This is a genomic window from Alteromonas sp. BMJM2, assembly GCF_027257845.1.
Classification (GTDB): domain Bacteria; phylum Pseudomonadota; class Gammaproteobacteria; order Enterobacterales; family Alteromonadaceae; genus Alteromonas.
Genome location: NZ_JAPVOT010000002.1, coordinates 337,547 through 361,896, shown reverse-complemented (window position 1 = coordinate 361,896; position 24,350 = coordinate 337,547). Strand labels below are relative to the sequence as shown.

Sequence of the window (24,350 nt, the reverse complement as noted above, 5' to 3'; positions counted from 1 at the left end):
ACACTGCTGCATAGCTTCACATCGTATTTCATAACGAAGCTCTCAACGCTATTGGCATTACCTGCAAGTGGTCGCTTTGTCTGTTATTTCGTATTTATATTTATTGCAAATACAGAGGGAAACGCTGCCTGTGCATCCATCAACATGGCTAAAGACTGATAACACTGGCTTGTACTGCGAACCGGGTGGGTTCTACATTGACCCCATGACAGAAGTAGACACTGCATTAGTGACTCACGGCCATGCTGATCATGCGCGGGCAGGGCATCATACGGTATATGCCAGCGTAGAAACCCTAGCCATTATGCAAACTCGCTACGGCGAGGATATGGCCGAAAAGCAACACACGGTTACCTTAGGTGAAAAGCTCACCTTTAATGATGTCACGGTGACCTTTTACCCCGCGGGTCATATATTGGGCTCTACGCAGATATTGTTGGAATATGGCGGCTATAGCGTGGTGGTATCTGGCGATTACAAAAGACGTCACGACCCCACCTGCCCGCCTTTTCAAGTTGTGCCTTGCGATGTGCTTATTACCGAGGCCACGTTTGGACTGCCTGTGTTCGAACACCCCCCCATTGAAAACGAAATAGAGAAATTGCTTCACTCGCTGCGGGTATTTCCCGCTCGATGTCACCTCGTAGGCGCTTATGCCCTAGGCAAGTGTCAACGTTTGATTATTGCACTTAGAGAGGCAGGCTACCACAAGCCTATTTATCTTCACGGGGCTCAATTGAAGTTGTGCGATTTATACCAACAGTTTGATATTGATCTTGGCGAACTTATCCCGGTCTCTCAGGTGGAAAATAAAAAAGAGCTCGCGGGAGAAATTGTGATTGCTCCGCCTTCTGCATTGGCAGATAGATGGTCGCGAAGTCTTCCTAATGTGCGCACGGTGATGGCGTCGGGCTGGATGCAAATTCGCGCCCGCGCGAAGCAGCGAAATGCCGAACTCCCTCTTATTATTTCCGATCATTGTGATTGGCCTGAACTACTTAGAACTATCGAGGAAGTCAACCCGAAAGAGGTGTGGGTGACTCACGGAAGAGAAGATGCGTTGATGTATCAAGCAGAAAAGATGGGGTTTAAAGCCCGGGCATTATCATTGGTGGGCTATGACGAGGAAGAACAAGGAGGTGATTAATGGAGGCATTTAGTAACCTGTTAGAGCAGCTGTACTTTACCGCTGGAACGAAAGCGAAAGCACAGCTTATTGCAGACTATATTGAAAATACGCCCGACCCAGATAGAGGCTGGGCTATTGCGGCCATGGCAGGCACCCTGCGGTTTGATTTTTTTAAACGCAATACCGTGAAAAAACTGATTACCGAGCATACCGACCCCGCCTTATTTGCAATGAGTTACGATTATGTGGGTGAGGTGAGTGAAACCGTTGCGCATCTATGGCCGTTCAATAGCCCTGTGTCACCCTTACCGTCTCTTCACAGTATTGTATATACTTTTGCCACAGTCTCTAAACAGAAAGTATCTGCAACGCTGGCCGAATACTTAACCATGATGACACCGTCTCAGCGCTGGGCACTGCTGAAATTAGGCACTAGAGGGCTGCGCATTGGCGTATCAGCACGCTCAATAAAACAAATATTGGCTGACTACGGCAACAAAGATATTAAAGAGATTGAAACCTTATGGCACGCTGTAAACCCACCGTATACTGAGTTTCTGCAGTGGTTAGAAGGGAAGGCCGACAAGCCTGATATAGAAAATGCCGTCACGTTTCATCCCGTCATGCTTTCTCATCCCATTGATGACAATGATATCGACACCTTTGATGCCAACCTTTGGCAAATTGAAAATAAGTACGATGGAATTCGTGTACAGCTTGCAGTGAATACTGAGCTTGCTGGCAAGGATAAAGGAAGTGAAAAGCTCCCAACCAATTCCACTGATGAACCAGAGCGCGAAAAGGCGCTGTTCTCTCGAACAGGCGACGATATCAGTCACTCATTCCCAGATTTACTGGAAGAAATGAGCGGCAATATGGTGCTCGATGGCGAATTATTGGTTATTCACAATACCGAGGAGACTACTGCCAGTGCATCAGATTTGGCCAGCAGTTCGTCTGCATCAGAACCTATCGTTGATACGTTTAATGCGCTGCAGCAAAGACTTAACAAGAAAAAGCCAACCAAACCCTTAATGCAGTCAAATCCGGTCGGGCTTATTGTTTACGATGCCCTTGTACTTGAGGGCGAAAAGCTGACTTCCTTAACATTGGAGGCTAGGCGTAAAAAATTAGCCTCTTGGTTTAAGCAAAAGAAGCCCCCTCGGCTATTTTTATCTAACACTTTACGTGCATCATCGCCCGAAAGTTTGCGCGCCCTTCATAACACGGTTTGCGACAACAGATCGGTTGAAGGGCTTATGATTAAACGACTCGACAGTACGTATGTGCCTGGTCGACCTAAAGGCCAGTGGTATAAGTGGAAGCGAGACCCTCTAGTGGTAGATGCGGTGATCATGTACGCGCAACGAGGACACGGAAAACGTTCAAGCTTTTATTCAGACTTTACTTTTGGCGCATGGGAAGGCGAGCAATTATTGCCCATTGGCAAAGCTTACTCAGGCTTTACCGACGAAGAATTGAAAAAATTAGATAATTGGGTGCGACGCAATGCGGTTGGCCGGTTTGGTCCGGTAAGAGAAGTGAAAAAAGAGCTGGTTTTCGAAGTCGCTTTTGATGCTGTACACCCTTCCAATCGTCATAAATCGGGAGTGGCCCTTCGCTTTCCGCGAATTCATCGGATACGCTGGGACAAGCCTGCGAATGAAGCAGATACCTTAGACGCGCTAAAACAAATGATAGAGCGTTAATTAAAAAAGCCTGTTACGCTAATGCGTAACAGGCTCTTTGTTGCGTTACTTGGCGCTTTACATATTCTGCGCTTAGCTCATTTGGCGCTTCGCTTGTTTAACGCTTAGCTTGCCTACCGGCTGAACCGTTAGCTTCGCTGTTACCTTGGCTATTTTGCTATTTCGCTATTCCGCAATATCTTGCTGAGTAGGCAATGCACTAAACGCGCCGTATTGAGTTACGGTAAATGCACCACAGCGAATCGCAAACTCAGTGGCCTCGCTTACATTTTCAAAACTTGCCGCCCAGCTATCAAATTCGTCAGCATTGTTAACTTTGGTTGATAGGTAATAAAGGAAACCACCGATAAAGGAGTCGCCTGCCGCTGTTGTATCTTTAACATCCATTTTGGGTGACGCTAACGTGCCGCTAAACGATGTTGTAATGTAGTGAATAGGCTCACCGCCATCAGTCACCAATACCACTTTTACGCCGCTCTCAAGCCATTGTTGTACTTTCGCATCAGCATTTTCTGCACCGTATAGCTCGTCGAGCTCTTCACGGCTTGTCTTTAAAATGGAAACCCGTTTCGCTGCCGCATCTATTCGTGAAGGTGCATTAGCCGTGTCGTCCCAAAATGCAGGGCGGTAATTGATGTCTAAACACGCCATCATGCCCTCTTGGCGCGCCTTGTCTAAGATAAAATCTGTACCCGGTATTAACTCTGGACCGGCAAGAGAGCCTGAGCAAAAGTGCAGTACCGCATCTTTATTACAGTCGATAGTAGACAGGTCTTGCTCGGTAATATGCTTATGCGCGGCATTATCAACATAAAAGTCGAAGGAACGCTCGCCATCTTCATCTAGGTTCACAAACGCCAATGCGGTATTGCCTTGTGAAGTAGTCCAGACAAAGTCGGTGTCAACTTTATAATGCTCAAGCATTTCTTTTAAAAAAGCGCCAAAGGTATCATCACCTACTTTTGATACCATAGCACTGCGCCCACCAAGCTGCGCAACTGCCACCGCAACATTCGCTGGCGCCCCTCCTGCATAGGGCTGAAAAGGTTTCATTGCTGGCATGTCACCGTCTTTTGGCGCCGCACCTTGGCTTAACATATCGATAAGTACTTCACCTAAACATAATATTTTCATACCAGCCTCATTCTGTTCGTTATACATACAACCATAGTGCAAAATCAATAAATCGCACTTTACGTTAATAGGTCGTTAATTAGTTATTTAATTGGGCATAGTATTCTCTTTCTTTTTAATTAAATCAACCTAATTGATTTAATTGATAGAAAAATTATGCTTTGGTTGGATACAAGAGCGTATTGAACTCTGGTGTACACCAGAGATCAATACACCTTAGTGACCCAGTTCAATTTATGCGTTACATTCTTGCTTATAAGATGCTAAGCGGAGTCGACCTATTGGTTAAAAGCATTGTTAATACTCTCGATGGAAGTACTTCAATTTTACTCGACGGTAGCACTGAGCAATAACGCGCAACTTTTTTAAATAATTCTTATTGAAGAATAACTTTTACTATAGGGAGCTAGTTAACTATGGCCATACATTTAGCAGATAACCGTTCGGACAATGAACGTGCCATAATCTCGCTGATTAACAAACATAAAGAGCTACCCAAAGCACAAATTGCTGAATTAACTGGCCTTTCTGCCCAATCCGCCACTGTCATTATTAAGAAGTTAGAAAGCGACGGTTTGGTGTTACGCAATGCGCCGATTAAGGGAAAAGTAGGGCAGCCAAAAGTGCCTTTCAGCCTTAATGCCGACGGCGCGTTTGGCCTAGGTTTGAAAGTAGGTCGACGCAGCTTTGACATGACCCTAATTGATCTTTGTGGAAATGTACGTGCCACCGTCAAAGAAAAAGTAGCTTATCCAACGGTTGATACCCTTATGTCGTTTACAGAACGTGCTATCAACATGTTGACGAAAAACATTGCTGCTGACCATTTGCCCCGAATTCGCGGGTTAGGTGTGGCCATGCCCTTTGAAATTTGGACATGGGCAGAAGAAGCTGGGGCACCAAAAGAAATGTTAGAGCAATGGAAGCAATTCAACCCGAAATTAGCACTAGAATCTCTTGTTTCTTTGCCGGTATTAGTTCGCAATGACGCGGCAGCAGCATGCAGTGCAGAAATGTCATTCGGTAATACAGCCCAGTTCTCTCACTTTTTGTATTTATTTGTAGGCACGTTTCTTGGCGGTGGTGTGGTCATTAACGACGCACTTTTCACGGGTAAATCGGGAAATGCGGGCGCGGTAGGTTCTCTACCATTTTTTAACGGCAATGAGGAACATCAACTTTTAACACAGTCTTCATTATATGTGTTAGAAAATACGCTTGATAATAGCGGCGCTGAAGGTAGGCAGATTTACAGCTCAACCGAGTACTGGAACATAAACGAGAGTGTGATAGATAATTGGGTCTACTCTGCAGCCCAAGGTCTTGCTTATGCAGCACAATGCGCCATGAGCTTACTTGACATTGATGGCGTTATCATTGACGGTGCGCTACCTAAGAGCGTTAAAACACGACTTGTTGAGCAAACAAAAAATGAAATTGCCAAACGAGATATGCGAGGCATTGCATCGCCACGCATTACAGAGGGGCAAGTGGGAGCAAAAGCTCAATCCATCGGAAGCGCAAACCTTCCTTTAGTTGCAAATTATTATTGAAGAGTGTGTTATGACAGACCCCTTTGAATACATAGACATTTTAGACGGCGGTATGGGGCGAGAACTAGAACGTGTGGGCGCTCCCTTCAAGCAGCCCGAGTGGTCTGCGCTATCGCTTATGCAGTCTCCTGAAAAAGTAGCGCAAGTTCATCGCCACTTTTTAGATGCCGGCGCTCAGATAATCACAACCAATGCCTATGCGATTGTACCTTTTCATATTGGTGACGACGTGTTTCAAGGGCAAAGTCTTTCTTTAGCTCAACGAGCCGCTCGTATTGCGAGACAAGAAATAGACGCATTTGTCACTGAGCAAGACGCACAAGAAAAAAACACACCGCTACTTGCTGGCTGCATTCCACCAGCATTTGGCTCTTACCGCCCCGATTTATTTGATAAAAATCAGGTTGAAAACATTTTACGTCCCTTGATAAAAGGCCAGCAAGGTGACGTAGATTTTTGGCTCATTGAAACCGTATCGTCAATTGAAGAAGCCAATGCAGTTGTCTCTATGCTAAGAGAATATTCTACCTTGCCTATTTGGCTTTCTTTTTCTCTTGCCAATAGACACAGCGACTCAGAAACGCCAAAGCTTCGCTCTGAAGAGCCACTAGCCCACATTGCTGCAACACTTGATGGTGTTGATGCAGTTTTATTTAATTGCTCTCAACCAGAAGAAATGGAAGACGCCATTGCTATGACCCGCAAAATGCATAGCACAATACGTATCGGCGCCTACGCTAATAGCTTCTCTGAGCGCAACCGACAGCATGAGGCAAATGCGCTGCTTTCATCGTTGCGTAATGATGTAACGCCAGAACAGTACTTACATTATGCAAAAATGTGGGTTAACGCGGGAGCGTCGATAGTTGGAGGGTGCTGCGGAATTGGACCTGAGCATATAGAAGCGTTATGGGGCTATTTTAAAAACCCCTCCCCCGCCACACACAAAAAAAGAAAGAAGAATCACCTAGCACCCGCTAGACAATAAGGAGCCAGAATCAAAAAACGCCCGCATCGGGCGTTTTTTAATAGAGGGAGCTAGCTCTTTAAGTTCTTATCAAGAAAGTCAATTAACCCCTGATAGAGCTCTCGCCTATCTTCCTCATCGAACACACCGTGACCAGCCTGGGAGTATTGAAGATACTCTGGCGGATTACCTGCTTCGACAAGTGCTTCAGACAGTGCTTCTGAGTTTATTTCTGGCACTCGCCTGTCTTTAGAGCCGTGAATAAGCATTACATTCGCTTTGATTTTATCTGCGTGGTACAAGGGCGAGTAGGCTTTTAATTGTTCTTTATCGCTGCCCAATACACGCTTTAAATACGCTTTACCGCCCCAATTATTAGGGATATCACTTTCTGTAAACATGTATTGCAAGTCGTAGATGCCCACATACCCTATTGTACACTCGTAAAGGTCTGGCTCTTTTACTGCAGACATCAGCGCCGCATATCCACCGTAACTCGCCCCGTATGCACAAACGCTGTCACCATCTACATATTCTTTATCTATGGCCCATTTGACGGAGTCGTTAATATCATCAATCATCTTACCGCCCCACTCGCGATACCCTAATCTCTTGTATCTTTCTCCATAACCATCACTGCCGCGAAAGTTCACTTGTAATACCGCATAACCACGGCTGGCTAAAAGCTGCGTCTCGCTGTTGTAGTCCCAGAAATCTCTGGTACCGCTTTGATGAGGGCCGCCATGGATCATAACCACTAAAGGAGGCTTTTTATCATTTGATTGCTTTGGAAGGGTCAGGTAGCCATTAATCGTTTCGCCATCTGACGCTACAACGCTAATCGGCTTCATCGGCGCTAGTAATCTCGGGTCTATCCACGAACTGTTTGCCCAGATAAATCGTGCAGCGAGCGTCTCACTATCAAATAAGTAGTATTCACCTGGATTTACGTCGCTTCGCACATGTACAAGCAATGTTTTCCAATCCCTTGTATGACTGGCAATGGCAACAGTTTGCCCCTCGAAGGCTTCGGCTAATAGCTTATGTATTTTGCTGGTTTTACTTTCTTCCGTGGCGTAAACGTATTGAGATTTACCTGGATAGGTAATGCCGACGGCTGGTAAACCACCGTTGTCGAGGACAATTTGTTCGATATCGGTATCGTGATCTTCAAAAATTTTACTGTGCTCACCAGTCGATAAATTCAGCTTGAAATGAGTATAAATACCCTCTTCACCAGTAAACCCAGACATATAGACATATTTTTCGTCCTCACTAAGACCTCGTGGAATGACGCCCTCTCCAACGTTGAAAGCGTCTTCTAAATTTATCCATTCGCTGTCGTTATCTTCTCTGTAGGCAGCATGAAAATTACCATTTTCATCTTGCCACTTCATAAAAACAACTTGGCCATTTCTCGTTGCCAAAGGGCTGCTGCGTTTGTGCGGCAAAACGTCCACTTTTCGTTTTCTGCCAGACATAATGTTGAGCTTACTTATGATGGCTGGCTTGACCCGATTGTTATAATAGATATTGCCTTCCATATCCCACGGATACTCTGCAATTAGGATGTAACGATCATCATTTTCTAACAGGCTTATCACTTCTTGACTAGCTAGACTATCGTCCTTATGTGTAATTCGAGAGCCTGTTTGTTCGTCGCTTGCCCTATACCCGTAGAGCATTTCTCGTCTGCTACCATCAAGATTCATCGCAAATAGCTCACCTGTAGGAACAGGCCTATCAAAAGAGAACTGCTTTTCGGCGTACTCGAACACAAGGCGCTCGTTGTTCACCCAGGTTACGGTATGAATGATATCGTTATTTTGTGGGCGCACACCGCCAACAATGCTCATGTCCTCGGTGGACAAAATACCCAGCATTACTTTATTGTCCAATCTCACGCGCGCAGCTAAATGCTTGCCGTCTGGGGAAAGCTGAAGATCGAGGTAGTCACCGTGTTTGATAAAATAATCGAGGGGAAGCTGATCGTTTGCAGAAATAAATAAAGAATAAAAGGCCAACATGGCCCCTAAAATCCGTCTCATAATTGTCCTTTTGACTCAGTTGAAAAACGCTTTACAAGTTTGACGTTACATTACAACCATCGTATTTTCAATCACAGTCATAAACCACAGAACGATATTTAATGTTAAATCTTTTAGCGAGTTATGACCGTAATTCATTGCACAATAATGTTTTAAAAACCCGTTTTCACTACCGAGTTACCACGTTTTTTGCACCTTTCAGCAACGCTTCTTTGTCTATTTTATTAGGGACTTCCACGCCGCGTCTCGCAGCGGGACGAGCTTCAATACTGTTCTTCCAACGAATGAGGTTATCTAGCCCGTCAATGCTGGCTCCCGACCACTCGTAGGTTCTTACCCAACACCAGTTTGCCATATCAGCAATACTGTAATCATCAACCAAATACTCGTGGTTAGCGAGATGGCCATCTAATACCGTGAAAAGTCGACGCACTTCATTTTGATATCTATCGATAGCTATGGGCATTTTTTCTTCTAGGTATCGATAGAAAACATTGGCTTGTCCCATCATCGGCCCTACGCCGCCCATCTGAAACATCAACCATTGCAACACTTTGCTGCGCCCTTTCACATCGGCAGGTAAAAACATACCGGTTTTTTCAGCGAGATAAATCATTATGGCGCCAGATTCGAAAACCACGTGATCGTCCTCACTTCTATCCACAATTACCGGTATGCGACCGTTAGGGTTTTTAGCAAGAAACGATGCCGTTTTCTGTTCACCCTTCAATAGATTAACTGGCACAACAGAGTATGCTAACCCCATTTCTTCCAGTGCTACGGAGGCCTTCCAGCCATTAGGTGTTGCTGCTGTATATAGGTCAATCATTAGGCTTTGGCACTCGCTCTGCTATTTACACTGTCATACCAACGAAGAAGATTGGTTTGCTTCTCGTTAATTCTAATATCAACAACCCGGGCAAAATCGATGGCGCATAGGGCGGTTATATCTGCAATCGAGAATGTGTCCCCTGCAATAAAGGTGTTAAGTTCTAATCTGCGCTCAAGAATATTGAGATACTTAGACGCATTAATGCCCGCTTCTTTGCCATATTCTGGAACAGGGACCATACGGTCTTTAAAATAACCGGTGGTGTGCTGAAAACACATGCCAACTTGAAGCATAAGAGCTAGCTCTACTTGCCGCTGCCACATTGCGATAGTGCCTTTTTCAAGCGCACTACTTCCCATTAATGATGGCTCTGGATGAAGTGCCTCAAAATAGGTACAAATTGCATCTGTCTCTGCAATGCATGTTCCATCGTCAAGCTCAAGAATGGGTATTTTACCAAGGGGGTTCTTCGCACGCATTTCAGCGCTTAAGTTCTCACCTTTTTGAATATCAACCTGAACATATTCCATATCGATACCTTTTTCGGCGAGAAACATGCGAACGCGGCGTGGATTGGGTGCGGTTTTCGTTTCGTAAATTTTCATACTTGTAGGGCCTTGTTTGTTTTAAGTAGATTAGAACTTAGTAAAACAGGGTTCAAATCACTCTAAATTAAGGTGAATCTATTCAGTAACTGAATGGTTATACCTGTTTGCCCAATCATTAATTGTTGCTATTCACCACTACTCTAAGACGCTTAACTTCATTTTCTGTAAAATCTGAGGTCTCGTATTCACGTAATAATTTGCTGTATTCTTGCTTTGAAAGATTAGCGCTTTCCAGCTTTTTAATATGTGCACGGTAATCTGCTACTTTTTGTTCCCACGCGTCCTGCTTTTTCCACAATGTATTAAAACGCTCAGCCACTTCATGACCAAACTCAGCGCTTATTGCGCTAAAGCGAGAATTGTTATCACGGTATTGTTGCTTTATTTGTTGAATTCTGTGCATATCAACCGTTGGCTTAAAGGCTTCTCTATCGCTTGCGCCAGCTATAGATTCGATGATGCTATTCTTTTTTTCCTCACGAGTAAGGGTGTTGTCTTGGGCTATGGCCAGCCTTGCTAGCGCATCGTTATCAGAGGCCGCATCACTACCAAACAAATATTCATACTCTTGATGACTGAAAAACTGCCTTCGTAAATCATATCGAGCGTCTAGCTTTTCCTGAACACTTTTGAGTGACGCCTGAACCGTATTTATTTCCACATCTTCGCTGGCTAATGCCACTTTGTAGTTAACAAAACGGGAAAATAGGTCTACTGCGTAATCATGGGTATCTTTGGTATGTAGCGATTCACTGTGGGTCACATAGGCAATTTGTACGCCCAACGGCACTTGTTCAGCGTGTTCTGCAATAAAGAGCTCAAACTTATCTTTTACCAGCTCATTAAGCACAAATGGAATGAGGTTTTTGGTATTTTCACCTTCAGCAGTGGATGAGGCTGCCTTACTTGCAGCAGTGCTTTTTTCAGTAACCTGTAACGATGGGGATGCGCCGTTGCTAGTGGTGCTTTGTGGGTCTGAAGTAGACACCACAGAAGTTTCTGTATCGCTCTGTGGTGTAGCAACCGTCAGCAATACAACAATGATAAGGAGGGCTAATAGCCCCCCTCCTATAACCGCCGCTTTCACTACAGCCCTTTACGTTTCAGTCTGTTAGCCTGCTGCGCGAACACATTCACTGGATTGGTTTCAAACCAGTGGGTAATACCAAAACTTTGATTAACCTCATCGAGATGGTTCATTTTGTAATTATCTTGCAGTACTTTGCCTAAATGAGAGCTACAGGTAGCCACTAATCCATCATTGGCTTCGTTAAATGCAGTGCCGGTAATGGCTAAGAAAGGATCGACAACGTCTAGTGCATTGGTAAAAGTTTTACCCCCACTCCATGAATAATAGTACACGCCATTTTCTGCCAGCATTTTGCCATCATTTCTGCAGTACGCCGATGGCATACCCTCTGGGTAGCGTTGATTAAATCTCACGGTTTTATCTGTTGATAATGAATTTAACGCAGCAATAGCGTCGGTAGGTTTGTTTCTTGGGTCAGAACCCGAGGCAAACTCAATAATGTTGGCAAATGCGTTAACAACAACTCCTGCAGCATCTTCTTGAAAAGAGTCTTCGGCAATAGCATTACGCAATTGGTCTGCTACCTTACTGCCCCAGTTCACACCACCTACTGAGCTCACTGAAGCAACTTTTTCTGGTGCAACACTTGCCGCATAGCGTGCAGTTGGACCACCGTGGCTGTGTCCAATCAAATTCACTTTTTCAGCGCCTGATAGTGCAAGTACTTCGTCTATATAATTTAGCAACTGTTCACCCCGCACTTCCGTTGAGTTTGCAGGAGAAACTTCAGCAATATAAACGACGGCGCCATTGCGTGTTAGCTTTTGCGGTACTTTGTAGAAGTAATCCACAAATAAGATATCTTCAAACCCAAACAGGCCATGAACTAGCACTATAGGGTATTTTGTTTTTGCGTATGTGGATGCTGAAGCATGGCTGGCAAATGCCATGCAGATGACAGCGAGTAGTAGTGACACTCTTTTAATAGTTTTCATGTGTTCCCCTTTAATCGCACGACCTTCACTCGTATCGACTTTCTATTCCACGACCTCTTATCGAACGAATTAGAATCGCATCAACCTTTAATCTCATAAAGCCGGCCTGTATGAACGGCAAATTGTTTAAACAGGTCCGTGGTCAGACCTTTGTTATAATCATGTAAATACATTGTAAATATCAAGAGGGAAGGAAAATAATTAATATGCAGAAAAGGGATATTCGAGGTGCTTTAAGCAATACGGCAGCAGTGAATATTTAGTAATCAGTAAGTTATAACAATTCCAGCGTATGACTATCCATACTATTTTTAGTATGGATAGTGATCATTCGTAGTGAATATACTCACTAGGGTAAATTGCCAATTCTTACGAAAAGTGTGACGTCAGCTGTTTTAAACGAGGAGCACTAAAGCTACTGTTGATGAGCATATGCCTGAATATAATTCACCGCGAGGCTTGATGTAGTATGCCATGTAGAAGTGAACGGATTAAGTTTCATGCCCACTTGATGCTGTACTTTAAAGTCGTCGCCCACCCAATTAATAAGCTCTTTAGGGGTGACAAACTTACGCCAGTCATGGGTGCCTATAGGCAGGTAGCGCATAACGTATTCAGCGCCAACAATAGCAATGACGAAACTTTTCACTGTTCTATTTAGCGTCGCCAAAATTAGCAGTCCACCGGGTTTCACCATGCTAGCGCACTCATTGATTAGCTGCTTTTGATCTGGCACATGTTCAACCACTTCTGCATTAATCACCACGTCAAACTGTCGACCCTCTTTAACAACCTCGCTAGAGAGTTGATGGCGGTATTCCACATCCACATTACTTTGCTTAGCGTGACGTTTAGCCACCTGTACGCTTACTGAACTGGCATCAATACCGGTAACCTTTGCTCCTTTTGACGCTAGTGGTTCACTGATTAGGCCGCCGCCACTGCCAATATCGATAATTGATAGATTAGAAAAAGGCGTTGTGCTCTCTTCGCATTTGAAATGTGAGTGTATTTGAGACTCGATAACTTTAAGCCTTGCTTTGTTAAAGTCTAACGCCGTTTTAAATTTTCCTTTTGGATCCCACCAGGTTTCAGCAAGTGCATCAAATCTAGCTATTTCCTCTTGAGAAAAGTTGACGTTGCCGCTTTTGGTGCTTTTATCCAACATGTATGTCTTACCTCATTTCGTATTTCGAAAAGCGTATTTTAAAAGTCGTATTTTGAAAGTCGTAGTTCCAGAAGCGTATATCGTATCTCGAAAAATGACAGGAGTGCGCAAAAAGCGATGCATCCCTTTTTACACAAAACCGTATACACTCTAGATTTACTATATACGCAACTAGCGAGGTATTTGATTTTGGCGAATGCAAAAAATGTTTATGGCAGACCGCTTCAGCTTTGCTGCGGCAACGCCGGTTTTACGAGAGAAGGCTTTTGCTATGTGCCTTCGGCTGATGTGGGCAATCATAGCGTATGTGCAGTAGTAACCGATGAGTTTTTACAATTCTCTTTGCGCCAGGGTAATGACCTTATAACGCCGTGGCCGAGCATGGAATTTTCCGGCCTACTTGCGGGCGACAGATGGTGTTTATGTGCAAGTCGATGGCTACAAGCTTATGAAGCTGGCGTGGCACCTACCGTGCGTTTAGAGGCTACCCATGAAAAGGCGTTGGACGTTATCCCGCTAGCGATACTTGAAGAGTATGCAGCAACGTAATTTTATCGAAAACTGACACGTTAAAAACATGTCTTTCTCGAAATGTAGCATTATCAGTTTATACGAAGCACAAAAATTAAGGCGCTTATTAGCGCCTTAATTATAGCTTTACGATTACTGCGGCGTTCGCAACACCATCAGCCGTGTCTCTGACATATCCTCGATGGCGTAGCGTATGCCTTCTCTGCCCAAGCCAGAGTCTTTCACTCCGCCATAAGGCATATTATCTACGCGCCAGCTTGGTACATCACCAATGACAACACCACCAACATCTAGCTCGTTCCACGCCTTATGTGCTTTATAAATATCTCGGGTAAACACGCCGGCCTGCAGTCCATAACGACTGTTATTAACTTCATCTAGCGCCTCTTCATAACTGTCAAAAGAATAAAGCACTGATAGCGGACCAAACGCTTCTTCCGCGCTAGCATCACAGTCTTTCGGTACCCCTTCCATTACCGTAGCATCAAGCATGGCGCCGTCTCTGGTACCGCCACACAGAATTTTTCCGCCTGCTTTTTCAGCGTCGATAATCCAGTCGTGAAGTCGCTCTGCCTCGCCCTCAGAAATCATTGGCCCAATAAAGGTATCTTCACTCGACGGGTCTCCACTGACCAGCGCTTTGACTTTTTCAACGAAGCGCGCTTTAAAGTCATCATAAATGGCGCTGTGTACCAGTAGCCTTTGTACACTGATACAGCTTTGACCTGACTGATAGTAAGCACCAATGATAATACGCTCTACGGCATCATCAAGGTCGGCATCCTCATCTACAATACACGCAGCGTTACCACCTAGCTCTAACACTACCGGCTTTTTCCCCGCCTTGGCCTTGAGGGCCCAACCTACATCAGGGGAGCCTGTGAAACTAAGCAGTTTCAAACGCTCGTCTGTTGTAAAAAGGTCTGCGCCATCTCTGCTGCAAGGCAAAATTGAAAACGCACCTTTGGGCAACGCGGTTTCAGCTAGCACTTCACCAATAATTAGTGCACCGATGGGTGTGCGTGACGCTGGCTTAAGCACAAATGTACAACCCGCAGCAATGGCGGGTGCCACCTTGTGCGCCGCTAAATTAAGGGGAAAGTTAAAGGGCGAAATAAACGAACAGGGCCCTATTGGCACCTTCTTCGTCATACCTTGATAACCTTTAGCTTTAGCTGAAATCTCTAAATTAACCACTTCGCCATTAATGCGAACTGATTCCTCAGCAGCAATTTTAAACGTGTCGATAAGGCGACTTACCTCGCCTTTAGCATCTTTAATTGGCTTACCCGCTTCTATGCACAGTGCCTGTGCAAGCTCATCGGCCCGCTCTTGAAATCGCTTTACACAATGCTCTAGCACTGCTTGACGCTCATAAGGTGCCATCGCGGTCATTGCTGGCTGGGCGGCTTCTGCCGCCGCAATGGCCTTATCGATAGTATCGGCGTCGGCGATGGCAACCTGCGTGGCTACCTCACCTGTATATTTGTTTGTCACGTCAAGATCAGTATTAGCGTAACACGCCTCGCTCGCGAGGTAGTACGGATAGCTTTCCTTTAACATATCGGCTCCTTCTGTTTTGCTTTGCTGTTTTAAATTACTGCATGCAGTTGCTAATTAAGCGCGCAATATCACAACTTAGCACTGAGTTCTTTAATAGTATGGTTGAGCGTTTCATCGTTCATGCTGTAGTCAATAGGGCAATCGATGATATGAACCCCCGGGGTCTGTAAACAGCGCTCAACCATGGGAATAAGTACGTCGGTATCATCCACTCTCCAGCCTTGCGCACCATAGCTTTGAGCGTATTTTACAAAGTTGGGATTACCATAGTCCAAGCCAAATTCGTCAAACGCCATATTCGCCTGCTTCCATTTGATCATGCCGTAGGCGTCGTCCCGCAATATAATTACCACGAGGTCGAGCTTAAGCCGTACAGCAGTTTCAATTTCCTGGCTATTCATCATAAAACCGCCGTCGCCACATACACTTAGTACGGGTACGTCTGGGTTCACTAATTTTGCAGCTATTGCAGATGGTAGCCCAGCGCCCATGCTGGCTAAGGCATTGTCGAGTAAAAGGGTATTGGGGTGATAAGCGGGATAATTACGAGCAAACCAAATTTTATAGATACCGTTATCAAGGGTCACAATGCCGTTGTCAGGCATCACCTTTCTAATATCTCTCACAAAACGCTCCGGCATTATTGGAAAACGATTGTCGTCTTCGGCCTCTGCACGATGAAGCACATACGCTTCATGAACATCTTTGTAAAAATCGAGCTTCCAGTCTTTTTGCGGCGTAATTTCCTCTTTGATTTGCCAAATGCTATTAGCAATATCGCCAACAACTTCAAGCTGCGGGAAATACACAGGGTCCACTGCAGCGGGGTCGAAGTTAACGTGAATCACTTTTTTATCGTTGTGATGCATAAAGAAGGGCGGCTTCTCTACCACGTCATGGCCTACATTAATAATAAGGTCAGCCCGCTCGATAGCGCGGTGTACAAAGTCACCGTCCGATAGTGCCGTGTTGCCGGCAAATCGCGGGTCGCTCTCGTTAAGCACGCCTTTACCCATTTGCGTGGTCACAAATGGAATACAGGTTTTATCCACAAATTCGCGGAGCATTTTAGCGGTAAGCTTTCGATTAGCACCGGCGCCAATTAATAGCAGTGGCGACGTTGCGTTTTCAATCATAGATACCGCAGATGAAACCGCCTTATATTCCGCAATAGGTCGTCTTGCCACACTTGGCTCTAAGAGGTGCGCGGTAGTCTGTTCTGCAGCGATGTCCTCTGGTAGTTCAATATGAACCGCACCAGGTCGCTCTTGATGAGCCAGTCGAAACGCTTCCCTCACCGTTGAGGGTATTCTGTCACCGCTAACCACTTGCGTGGTAAATTTGGTGATAGGACGCATCATGTCCACAATATCGATGACTTGAAACCGCCCTTGCTTGCTGGTTTTAATAGGTTTTTGGCCTGTTATCATCAACATGGGCATAGCGCCAAGTTGCGCATAGGCAGCGGGCGTGACTAAATTCGTTGCCCCTGGGCCAAGAGTGGCCAGACACACCCCCACCTTACCGGTTAATCGCCCGTAAGTGGCGGCCATAAAGCCAGCACCCTGCTCGTGTCGCGTAAGCACAAGCTTAATGGATGAGGAACGCAATGATTCAAGCAGGTCTAAATTCTCTTCACCTGGAATGCCGAACACGTACTCAACGCCTTCGGCCTCAAGTGCCTTCACAAATAAATCAGACGCTTTCATATACCACACACTCCTTTGTTGAATAAAATTCAAATAGTGCCTATTGCTACGCACTTAAGCCAAAAATCGATTGGTGTGGCTATAACAATAGGTGAATTGTGATATTTGTGCCCAATGATCGTGGAATTTGTACCTAGCTATTTTGCTGTTCAGCTTCCCATTGTTCGAGCTTCTCTTTGGTGGCTGCATCTACCGATGCTTTATTCTCACTTATCCACCAGCGCTCCATTACACGCACATTCTTCTGATTTGCCTTGTAGAACACATCGATGATGTCGCCAACAAAGGGAATAAAACCTAAACCAAAATCGATGGCAGAATTTTTTACCATCTGCGCAACTAAGGCGCTTGGCATACCAAGAGATTTACCAAGCCAAACAATACGCAAAGAGACGAATAACATAAGCGCATCACCTGCACCGGGGATTAGGCCGACAATAGAATCCAAGCCAATTTTGATTGGGATAAAAGGAAGTTTAATCGCAGTGTCTAATAGGTTAGCGAGCTTCTGCGCTTTCAGTAATGCCGGTGGTGCTTTAACGTCCATATCCACTCCTATTTGGGCGTGCTGCCCAGATGCAAATTATCAATGGGGCGTTCACAATAACATGCCCCATTTGAATGACTCAGGCCTGATACTAAACCTATATTTAGTGCCCCATGTCTCGGAGCCTATATTTTATGTCCTACAGTTTGGGGCATATATTTCATAGACTTTACTTGAGGTGCTATAACTTAGAGCTTATACCTTAGAGCTTATACCTCAGAACTTATACCTCAGAGCCTAGCGCTTTAGCCAATCCTGCGCGCACCGAATTATCAGATTCTACCGTCCAACCATGGAGGTTTTCTTGAACGATATCAAATAGCACATCGATGTGTTCCTCGTCGCTATTTAGCGCGTCAATATATTCGTAACGCTCACCGCCTGCTTCCATGAAGTACTCGTGGTTCTCTTCACCTATCTCTTCAATCGTTTCTAAACAGTCAGCGGAAAACCCAGGGCACATTATCTGGATTGATTTAACGCCTTGGCCGGGAAGCCCTTTTAACGTTTCATCAGTGTAAGGTTTCAGCCACTCTTCTCGCCCAAACCGGGATTGAAATGTCGTCATGTATTCATCATGAGATAGACCGAGCTTTTCAGCCAGTAATCGTGATGTTTTGTGGCATTCACAGTGATAAGGGTCGCCATTCATCAAGTAGCGCTTAGGAATACCATGGTAAGAAAGAATTAGCTTATCGGCACGACCGTGTTGTTCCCAGTGTGCTTTCACTTTATTGGCAAGGGCCTCAATAAAGTTACTTCTATCATTGTAATGGTTGATAAAACGCAACTCAGGTAACCAACGTCTTTTCGTAAAATCATTTGCAATAGCATCGAACGTAGAGCCTGTCGTAGATGCACTGTATTGAGGATAAAGAGGCAGCACTACCAGCTTTCTCACTCCATTTTCTAGCATCTTTTCAATCGTATCGCTGATGGCTGGTTGGCCGTAACGCATAGCAAAATCGACGATAACATCATCGCCGTACTTTTCTTTACAGCGCTGCGCGATAGCTTCTGACTGGGCTTTTGTAATTGATAGTAATGGTGAGCCTTCATCTGTCCATACCGTTGAGTAAGCTTCGGCAGAACGCTTCGGGCGAATATTCAAAATAACCATATTTAGAATAAACCACCAAATAATACGCGGCACTTCCACAACTCGCGGATCTGATAAAAACTCTTTCAGATAAGGGCGTAGTGCTTGCTTGGTTGGTGCTTGGGGAGTACCTAAGTTGGTCACCAGCACGCCAATCTTATCCGCTTGGCCGTGAGTAAAACCTTTATTCGATTTGTATTTCATTAAGAGCAGTCCGAAAAGTACAACGTAATGACACTATTATACTGAATTAAGGACCGTTATGATCTCTTGTACGCCTATAAATACACAATTGCGTTGATAGAATATAAAGATTAAAACGACAAGGGTGCGAAATAAAAATCTCACACCCTTTTGTTAATACGCATACGCTTTACAAAGTAAAGGCTGCAGACTCAATGCTGAAAACGAAATACTATGGCTGGTAGTAGGTTGCAGCACCAGGCCCTACCGGCATGCCTAGTAAGAATACCCATACATAAAACAGGATGGTCCATCCAATAATAAATACCATCGAATACGGCAGCATCATTGCGATAAGCGTACCCATTCCCAAATCTTTCTTATACCGCGCCGCCATGGCTAATATAAGCCCGAAATAGCTCATCATAGGTGCGATAACATTGGTCACTGAGTCACCAATTCTATACGCTGCCTGAATAACTTCAGGCGCATAGCCAATTAGCATAAGCATGGGAACGAAGATGGGGGCGGTAACAGCCCACTGTGCTGAAGCACTGCCTAGTGAAAGATTGACCACGCCACACATCAAAATAAACAGGATAAATACAGAGGGTCCATCTAAGCCAGCGGCTTGTAATAGCGCCGCGCCTTTTACAGCCAATACCGTGCCTAAGTTTGTCCATTTGAAAAATGCTACAAACTGAGCCGCGAAAAACACCAACGTAATGTATAACCCCATCGCGCCCATGCTTTTTGACATAGCGTCGATAACGTCTTTATCGCCTTTCATAGAGCCTGTCACCTTGCCATAGACAAAGCCGGGGACCGCAAAGGTGATAAAAATAAACGCGACAATGCCTTTTAGGAAGGGAGATCCCGCCACTTCCCCAGTCTCAGGGTGGCGTAAAATACCATTTTCAGGAACCACCGTAAGTGCCAAAATAGCGCACACTAAGGCAAATGAAATACCTGCCCAACGCAATCCTTTCTTCTCAAGGTCGGTAGGCGCATCCATTGACTGACTGCCTAGGTCGATAGACGCCTCAGAAGGGTCGTATTGCCCAAGTCGAGGCTCAACCACTTTTTCTGTAACCAACGCGCCCATTGTGGCCACCACAAAGGTACTGATAAACATGAAGTACCAGTTTACTTCAGGGCCAACCGCGTAGTCTGGGTCTATCATGTGCGCAGCTGCTTCGGTTATACCAGAAAGAAGTGGATCCACCGTGCCCAGCAGCAAGTTGGCACTATACCCCGCCGATACGCCAGCAAAGGCTGCTGCCAAGCCCGCTAAGGGGTGTCGTCCTAGAGAATGAAATATCATTGCCGCAAGGGGGATAAGAACAACATAGCCCAGTTCAGATGCGGTATTTGACACAATACCTGCAAACACCACAGCAAAAGTCACAGCGCGTTTAGACGCATTCATCACGAGTGCCCGCATGGCCGCCGAAAGCAGCCCAGAATGCTCCGCTACCGATACGCCAAGTAGCGCAACCAATACTGTTCCAAGTGGAGCAAAACCAGTGAAGTTGGTCACTAAGCCAGTAACAATGCGCTGCAGTCCCTCTGCGCTCATTAACGAGATAACTTCAATCATTCCATCAGCTTCTCGGCCTTTGGCACCCTCTGGGCGAGGGTCGACCACAGCTAAGTCAAAATAACCGAGAATACCGCTGAGTAAGACGATAAATAGCGATAGCAGTGCAAACAGGGTGACGGGGTGTGGAAGTAAATTCCCTAACCATTCTACCGTTGCCAGAAACCGCGAAAATAAACCACCTTGTCCGCCATTATTACCGGCAGACTTTATTTGTTTGTTGTCCGTTGTCAAAACGTTCCCTCTGTCGTTATAGCGCGCCTGCTTTATATGCTCGTTGCTGGGAAGGCAAAGATGCGTTGTGTGATATGCATAAAGCAACAAAGATCACGGCGTAATTAGCGGCACTTTTATTGTAAATTCCATGGCATTTTATCGGATTTAACACGACTTTGGCAGAGCGAGGTATAAATGAGGTGTTTATCTTAGTAAGATAACCAGAGTAAACCATCAAAATATACCGCCAAAACAGACATTTACCACTTTACAGCAGATACAAAAAAGCCAGCTCGAAGGCTGACTTTTTAATGCCTAAGTTGGCTTATTTAGCTTGTGATTGGTTCATATATTTGAAGAAATCACTGTCCGGCGCAATAACCATGACGTCTTGCTTACTAGAGAAACTCTTCTTGTAGGCATCCATACTGCGAAGGAAGCTGTAAAAATCTGAATTTTTCGAGTACACGTCAGCGTATATTTGCGCTGCTAGGGCGTCACCTTCACCACGTAGCTGTCTAGCATTACGCTCGGCATCAGCAAGCATTACCGTCACTTTCGCGTCAATGTTTGCGCGGATCACTTCCGCTTGCTCTTGACCTTCAGAGCGGTGCTCACGAGCAACCGCTGCACGCTCAGCACGCATACGCTGGAAAATAGAGTTACTGACCTCTGTTGGCAGGTTAATTTGCTTCACTCGCACATCAACAATCTGTATACCCAACTCATCAGATGACGTAGACGCTTGCTCCATTGCTTGGTTCATTAGCGCTGAACGTTCGCCTGAAACAATTTGCGCAATAGTTCTAGTACCAAACTCTGAACGCAGACCATTATTCACTTTTTGCTTCAGTAGTGCTTCGGCTTGTAGCTTGTTGCCACCCGTAGATAGGTAGTAACGAGCAAAGTCGTCGATGCGCCATTTCACGTATGAATCAACAATCAGATCTTTCTTCTCACTGGTTACAAAGCGATCCGGTGAACCATCTAGCGTTTGTATACGCGCATCTAAACGACGCACAGAATCAATGAACGGTAGTTTAAAGTGTAAGCCTGGCGTAAATACTCGTGTTTCGCCAGTGGCTTCATCACGTTGTATTTTACCGAATTGGATTACAATAGCTCGCTCGCCCTCTTTAACGGCAAACAGAGAACCCGACGCCAATAGCACTAGGAGAACAACAACAGCAATAATTATATTTTTCATAGCGATTATCTCCCTTCTCTAAATGATTCGCCGCGCAGGCCTGAGGTCGGAGTACTATTAAGGTTACGACCGCCTTCATTCGTTACTGGCATTTGCAGTCCTTCCAGCGTACTTCTCGAGGTTGGCTTGGCATTCTCACGCTGACGGTCCATGATCTTATCCAGTGGTAGATACATCATGTTGTTACCGCCCTTACTGTCCACAAGGATTTTACTAGAGTTACTCAGTACTTCTTCCATTGTTTCAAGGTAAATACGCTCGCGGGTCACTACAGGCGCACGTTCAAACTGAGGCAGCAACTCTTCAAAGCGTGCTACTTCACCTTGGGCTTCCAATGTGACACGTTCTTTGTACGCTTGCGCTTCTTCGTTCATTCGGTTGACCTGACCACGCGCTCGTGGCTCAATCTCTCTTGCATATGCTTCAGCTTCACGGATGAAACGCTGCTCGTCTTCCTGAGCCGCTATCGCATCATCAAATGCATCTTTAACCTGCTCTGGCGGGCGAGCATCTCTAAAGTTCATATCAATAATCGATACACCCATGTTGTAGGGTTCGATAATGTCTTGTAACTCCTCCCACACACGTTGGCGAGTGAGTTCACGACCGTCAGTTAACACGTCGTCCATTTTAGAATGGCCAACAACATAGCGAATTGCACTGTCTAAAGACTGGCTTAAACTACGGTCTGGATCTTCTACTGCGAACGTCCAGCGAACTGGGTCAACAACGCGAAACTGCATTTCCATTTGAACGCTAACCACGTTCTCGTCTTCTGTCAGCATTGAACCTGATGAAGATTGATCTCTGATAGACTGAACGTCTACCGGGATCACAGAGTCGATAAACGTAGGGGCCCAACGTAAACCTGGCTCCACTTGTTTATGATACTCACCAAAACGCAAAACAACGCCTTGCTCAGCCTCTCTGATAGTGTAAAAGCCGCTTATCACCCAAATGGCTATGAGTAGCCCAACTAAAATACCAGCACCGATACCGCCTAGGCTTTTACCTGAACCGCCACCATTGCCACCTGATTTACCAAACTTACCGAATAAGTTTTTAAATACATCATCTAAATCTGGGGGACCTTGCTCTCGGCCTCCGCGATTCTTCCACGGGTCGTTTTTATTGCCACCCGGCTCATTCCAAGCCATGCTGATACTCCATAGATTACAGTTTTATTTTTAAAGTTCGCATGCATTATCAACGCTTTCGCACTGATTAATGTCGCACAACATACTCTGATATTCCGTTTTCTAGACGCTTTTCGAGTCTATTCCAATCGGCAGCTGGCATTCTCACATCCACTACCCAATCGCCCTGATTGTCATACTCTTCGTTGGAAATACAGTTAAGCTCGTAAAGCACTCCACGAAGACGGCTATGTGCCGGAGGAATCTTCAAGGTATAATTTACCATGCTTTTGGCTAAGCACTCGGTAAGTGCTTGACCAAGAAGCTCAGTACCCTCACCAGATTGGGCTGACAGCCACACTCGGGTTGGAATACCTTCCTCGTTTCTTTCTATACGCGGTTCGACATCGTCTAGTTTATCAATCTTATTACAGATTAGTAATTGTTGTATCTCGCCCGCGTCAATTTCTTCTAATACGTTATTAACTTCATCCATCGTCTCACGATATTTGGCATCTGCTATATCCACAACGTGAAGCAACAGGTCAGCTTCTTGAGTCTCTTGCAGCGTCGCTTTAAATGCGGCAACAAGGTCGTGGGGAAGATGACGGATAAAACCAACGGTGTCGGCAAGAATAGCCGGCCCAACATCCTGCAGATCAATTTTCCTGAGTGTAGGGTCAAGGGTGGCAAACAACTGGTCGGCAGCGTAGACGTGTGAATCTGTAATGGTATTAAACAGTGTCGATTTACCCGCATTTGTGTAGCCAACTAAGGATACCGTTGGTATTTCGGCTCGTTTGCGCGAACGTCTTCCTTGTTCACGTTGTTTTTGAACCTTTTCTAACCGGCGTAGAATGGCTTTAATACGCCCGCGTAACAAGCGACGATCAGTTTCTAACTGCGTTTCACCTGGCCCGCGTAATCCTATCCCCCCTTTCTGGCGCTCAAGGTGAGTCCAGCCTCGTATTAAACGCGTAGAGATATGGCGTAGCTGTGCTAGCTCCACTTGAAGTTTACCTTCATGGGTTCTAGCGCGTTGGGCAAAGATATCGAGTATTAGACCGGTGCGGTCTAATACTCTGCATTTACACACAGCCTCGAGATTTCGCTCCTGTGAGGGAGAGAGGGAGTGATTGAAAATAACTACGTTGGCATCGTGTGCCTTAACAGCAGCAGCTATTTCCTCTGCTTTACCAGATCCGACGAAGAATTTCGCATGGGGTGCACTGCGCGAGGTAGTAATTACCTCGACGGCATTGACACCGGCTGAAGACACAAGTAACTCAAGCTCACTTAAGTCTTCTTTGCTGTTCTCATCAGAAAAATGTATATGAACAAGTACAGCCTGTTCACCGGCTTCATAACGGTCAAACAAGCGCGTTA

20 protein-coding genes are annotated in these 24,350 nt (G+C 45.4%); 5 read left to right on the top strand and 15 right to left on the bottom strand.

Going from position 1 to position 24,350, the window contains the following annotated elements; genetic code table 11:
• The first annotated feature begins 130 nt into the window (after positions 1–130).
• Together O9X84_RS04325 and O9X84_RS04320 are read left to right on the top strand one after the other, a co-directional pair.
• Positions 131–1,147 carry a ligase-associated DNA damage response exonuclease gene (locus O9X84_RS04325; protein ID WP_269518354.1) on the top strand — a complete coding sequence of 339 codons (1,017 nt, stop codon included), beginning with the start codon at positions 131–133 and terminating at the stop codon, positions 1,145–1,147.
• Entirely contained in the window at positions 1,147–2,838 is a 1,692-nt protein-coding gene (locus tag O9X84_RS04320) for a cisplatin damage response ATP-dependent DNA ligase (protein ID WP_269518353.1), read from the top strand. The genes O9X84_RS04325 and O9X84_RS04320 overlap by 1 nt, the downstream gene beginning before the upstream one ends.
• A gap of 165 nt (positions 2,839–3,003) precedes the next feature.
• Here O9X84_RS04320 and O9X84_RS04315 read toward each other — a convergent pair whose 3' ends face one another.
• The gene (locus O9X84_RS04315; protein WP_269518352.1) at positions 3,004–3,972 is read right to left on the bottom strand and encodes a carbohydrate kinase family protein; all 969 of its coding nucleotides are present in this window, start codon (positions 3,970–3,972) and stop codon (positions 3,004–3,006) included.
• A gap of 416 nt (positions 3,973–4,388) precedes the next feature.
• Between O9X84_RS04315 and O9X84_RS04310 the strand changes: the two genes are divergently transcribed.
• The gene (locus tag O9X84_RS04310) at positions 4,389–5,525 is read left to right on the top strand and encodes an ROK family transcriptional regulator (RefSeq protein WP_269518351.1); all 1,137 of its coding nucleotides are present in this window, start codon (positions 4,389–4,391) and stop codon (positions 5,523–5,525) included.
• A 10-nt stretch (positions 5,526–5,535) separates the two neighbouring features.
• The gene (locus O9X84_RS04305) at positions 5,536–6,513 is read left to right on the top strand and encodes a homocysteine S-methyltransferase family protein (protein ID WP_269518350.1); all 978 of its coding nucleotides are present in this window, start codon (positions 5,536–5,538) and stop codon (positions 6,511–6,513) included.
• A gap of 50 nt (positions 6,514–6,563) precedes the next feature.
• On the opposite strand, the gene O9X84_RS04300 is transcribed toward O9X84_RS04305, so the two are convergent.
• The 6 genes from O9X84_RS04300 to ubiG all read right to left on the bottom strand — a co-directional run bounded on the left by O9X84_RS04300 (position 6,564) and on the right by ubiG (position 13,173).
• The gene (locus O9X84_RS04300; protein ID WP_269518348.1) at positions 6,564–8,540 is read right to left on the bottom strand and encodes an alpha/beta hydrolase family protein; all 1,977 of its coding nucleotides are present in this window, start codon (positions 8,538–8,540) and stop codon (positions 6,564–6,566) included.
• A 169-nt stretch (positions 8,541–8,709) separates the two neighbouring features.
• Positions 8,710–9,369 (bottom strand): glutathione S-transferase family protein, encoded by a 660-nt coding sequence (locus tag O9X84_RS04295; RefSeq protein ID WP_269518346.1) that lies wholly within the window; start codon positions 9,367–9,369, stop codon positions 8,710–8,712.
• Positions 9,369–9,977 carry a glutathione S-transferase family protein gene (locus O9X84_RS04290; RefSeq protein WP_269518345.1) on the bottom strand — a complete coding sequence of 203 codons (609 nt, stop codon included), beginning with the start codon at positions 9,975–9,977 and terminating at the stop codon, positions 9,369–9,371. Before O9X84_RS04290 ends, O9X84_RS04295 begins: the two co-directional genes overlap by 1 nt.
• Positions 9,978–10,095: 118 nt before the next feature.
• Entirely contained in the window at positions 10,096–11,067 is a 972-nt protein-coding gene (locus O9X84_RS04285) for a lipase chaperone family protein (protein ID WP_269518344.1), read from the bottom strand.
• On the bottom strand, positions 11,067–11,960 hold the full coding sequence (locus O9X84_RS04280; protein ID WP_269518410.1) for a lipase family alpha/beta hydrolase: 894 nt from the start codon (positions 11,958–11,960) through the stop codon (positions 11,067–11,069). The genes O9X84_RS04285 and O9X84_RS04280 overlap by 1 nt, the downstream gene beginning before the upstream one ends.
• Before the next feature lie 460 nt (positions 11,961–12,420).
• Positions 12,421–13,173: a bifunctional 2-polyprenyl-6-hydroxyphenol methylase/3-demethylubiquinol 3-O-methyltransferase UbiG gene (ubiG, locus tag O9X84_RS04275; protein WP_269518343.1), complete on the bottom strand. Its 753-nt coding sequence runs from the start codon at positions 13,171–13,173 to the stop codon at positions 12,421–12,423.
• 189 nt (positions 13,174–13,362) lie between these two features.
• Here ubiG and O9X84_RS04270 point away from each other — a divergent pair, with 189 nt between their 5' ends.
• The gene (locus O9X84_RS04270; RefSeq protein ID WP_032097788.1) at positions 13,363–13,722 is read left to right on the top strand and encodes a DUF2237 family protein; all 360 of its coding nucleotides are present in this window, start codon (positions 13,363–13,365) and stop codon (positions 13,720–13,722) included.
• Between the two features lie 114 nt (positions 13,723–13,836).
• On the opposite strand, the gene O9X84_RS04265 is transcribed toward O9X84_RS04270, so the two are convergent.
• The 8 genes from O9X84_RS04265 to hflX form a co-directional block, all read right to left on the bottom strand.
• On the bottom strand, positions 13,837–15,267 hold the full coding sequence (locus tag O9X84_RS04265) for an aldehyde dehydrogenase family protein (RefSeq protein WP_269518340.1): 1,431 nt from the start codon (positions 15,265–15,267) through the stop codon (positions 13,837–13,839).
• A 68-nt stretch (positions 15,268–15,335) separates the two neighbouring features.
• On the bottom strand, positions 15,336–16,976 hold the full coding sequence (locus O9X84_RS04260; protein ID WP_269518339.1) for an acetolactate synthase large subunit: 1,641 nt from the start codon (positions 16,974–16,976) through the stop codon (positions 15,336–15,338).
• A 133-nt stretch (positions 16,977–17,109) separates the two neighbouring features.
• Positions 17,110–17,523, bottom strand: coding sequence for a DUF4112 domain-containing protein (locus O9X84_RS04255; RefSeq protein WP_032097714.1), 414 nt, complete (start codon positions 17,521–17,523; stop codon positions 17,110–17,112).
• Positions 17,524–17,746: 223 nt separating this feature from the next.
• Entirely contained in the window at positions 17,747–18,826 is a 1,080-nt protein-coding gene (gene hemH / locus O9X84_RS04250) for a ferrochelatase (RefSeq protein ID WP_269518337.1), read from the bottom strand.
• Between the two features lie 211 nt (positions 18,827–19,037).
• Positions 19,038–20,639, bottom strand: a complete 1,602-nt coding sequence (locus O9X84_RS04245; RefSeq protein WP_269518336.1) for an AbgT family transporter — start codon at positions 20,637–20,639, stop codon at positions 19,038–19,040.
• 307 nt (positions 20,640–20,946) lie between these two features.
• A complete protein-coding gene (gene hflC / locus O9X84_RS04240) occupies positions 20,947–21,828 on the bottom strand; it encodes a protease modulator HflC (RefSeq protein ID WP_032097712.1) in 882 nt (293 codons plus the stop codon).
• A 5-nt stretch (positions 21,829–21,833) separates the two neighbouring features.
• Entirely contained in the window at positions 21,834–22,985 is a 1,152-nt protein-coding gene (gene hflK, locus O9X84_RS04235; protein ID WP_269518335.1) for an FtsH protease activity modulator HflK, read from the bottom strand.
• 67 nt (positions 22,986–23,052) lie between these two features.
• Complete coding sequence (hflX, locus tag O9X84_RS04230) at positions 23,053–24,342, bottom strand: ribosome rescue GTPase HflX (protein ID WP_269518334.1); 1,290 nt, start codon at positions 24,340–24,342, stop codon at positions 23,053–23,055.
• Between the last annotated feature and the right edge of the window lie 8 nt (positions 24,343–24,350).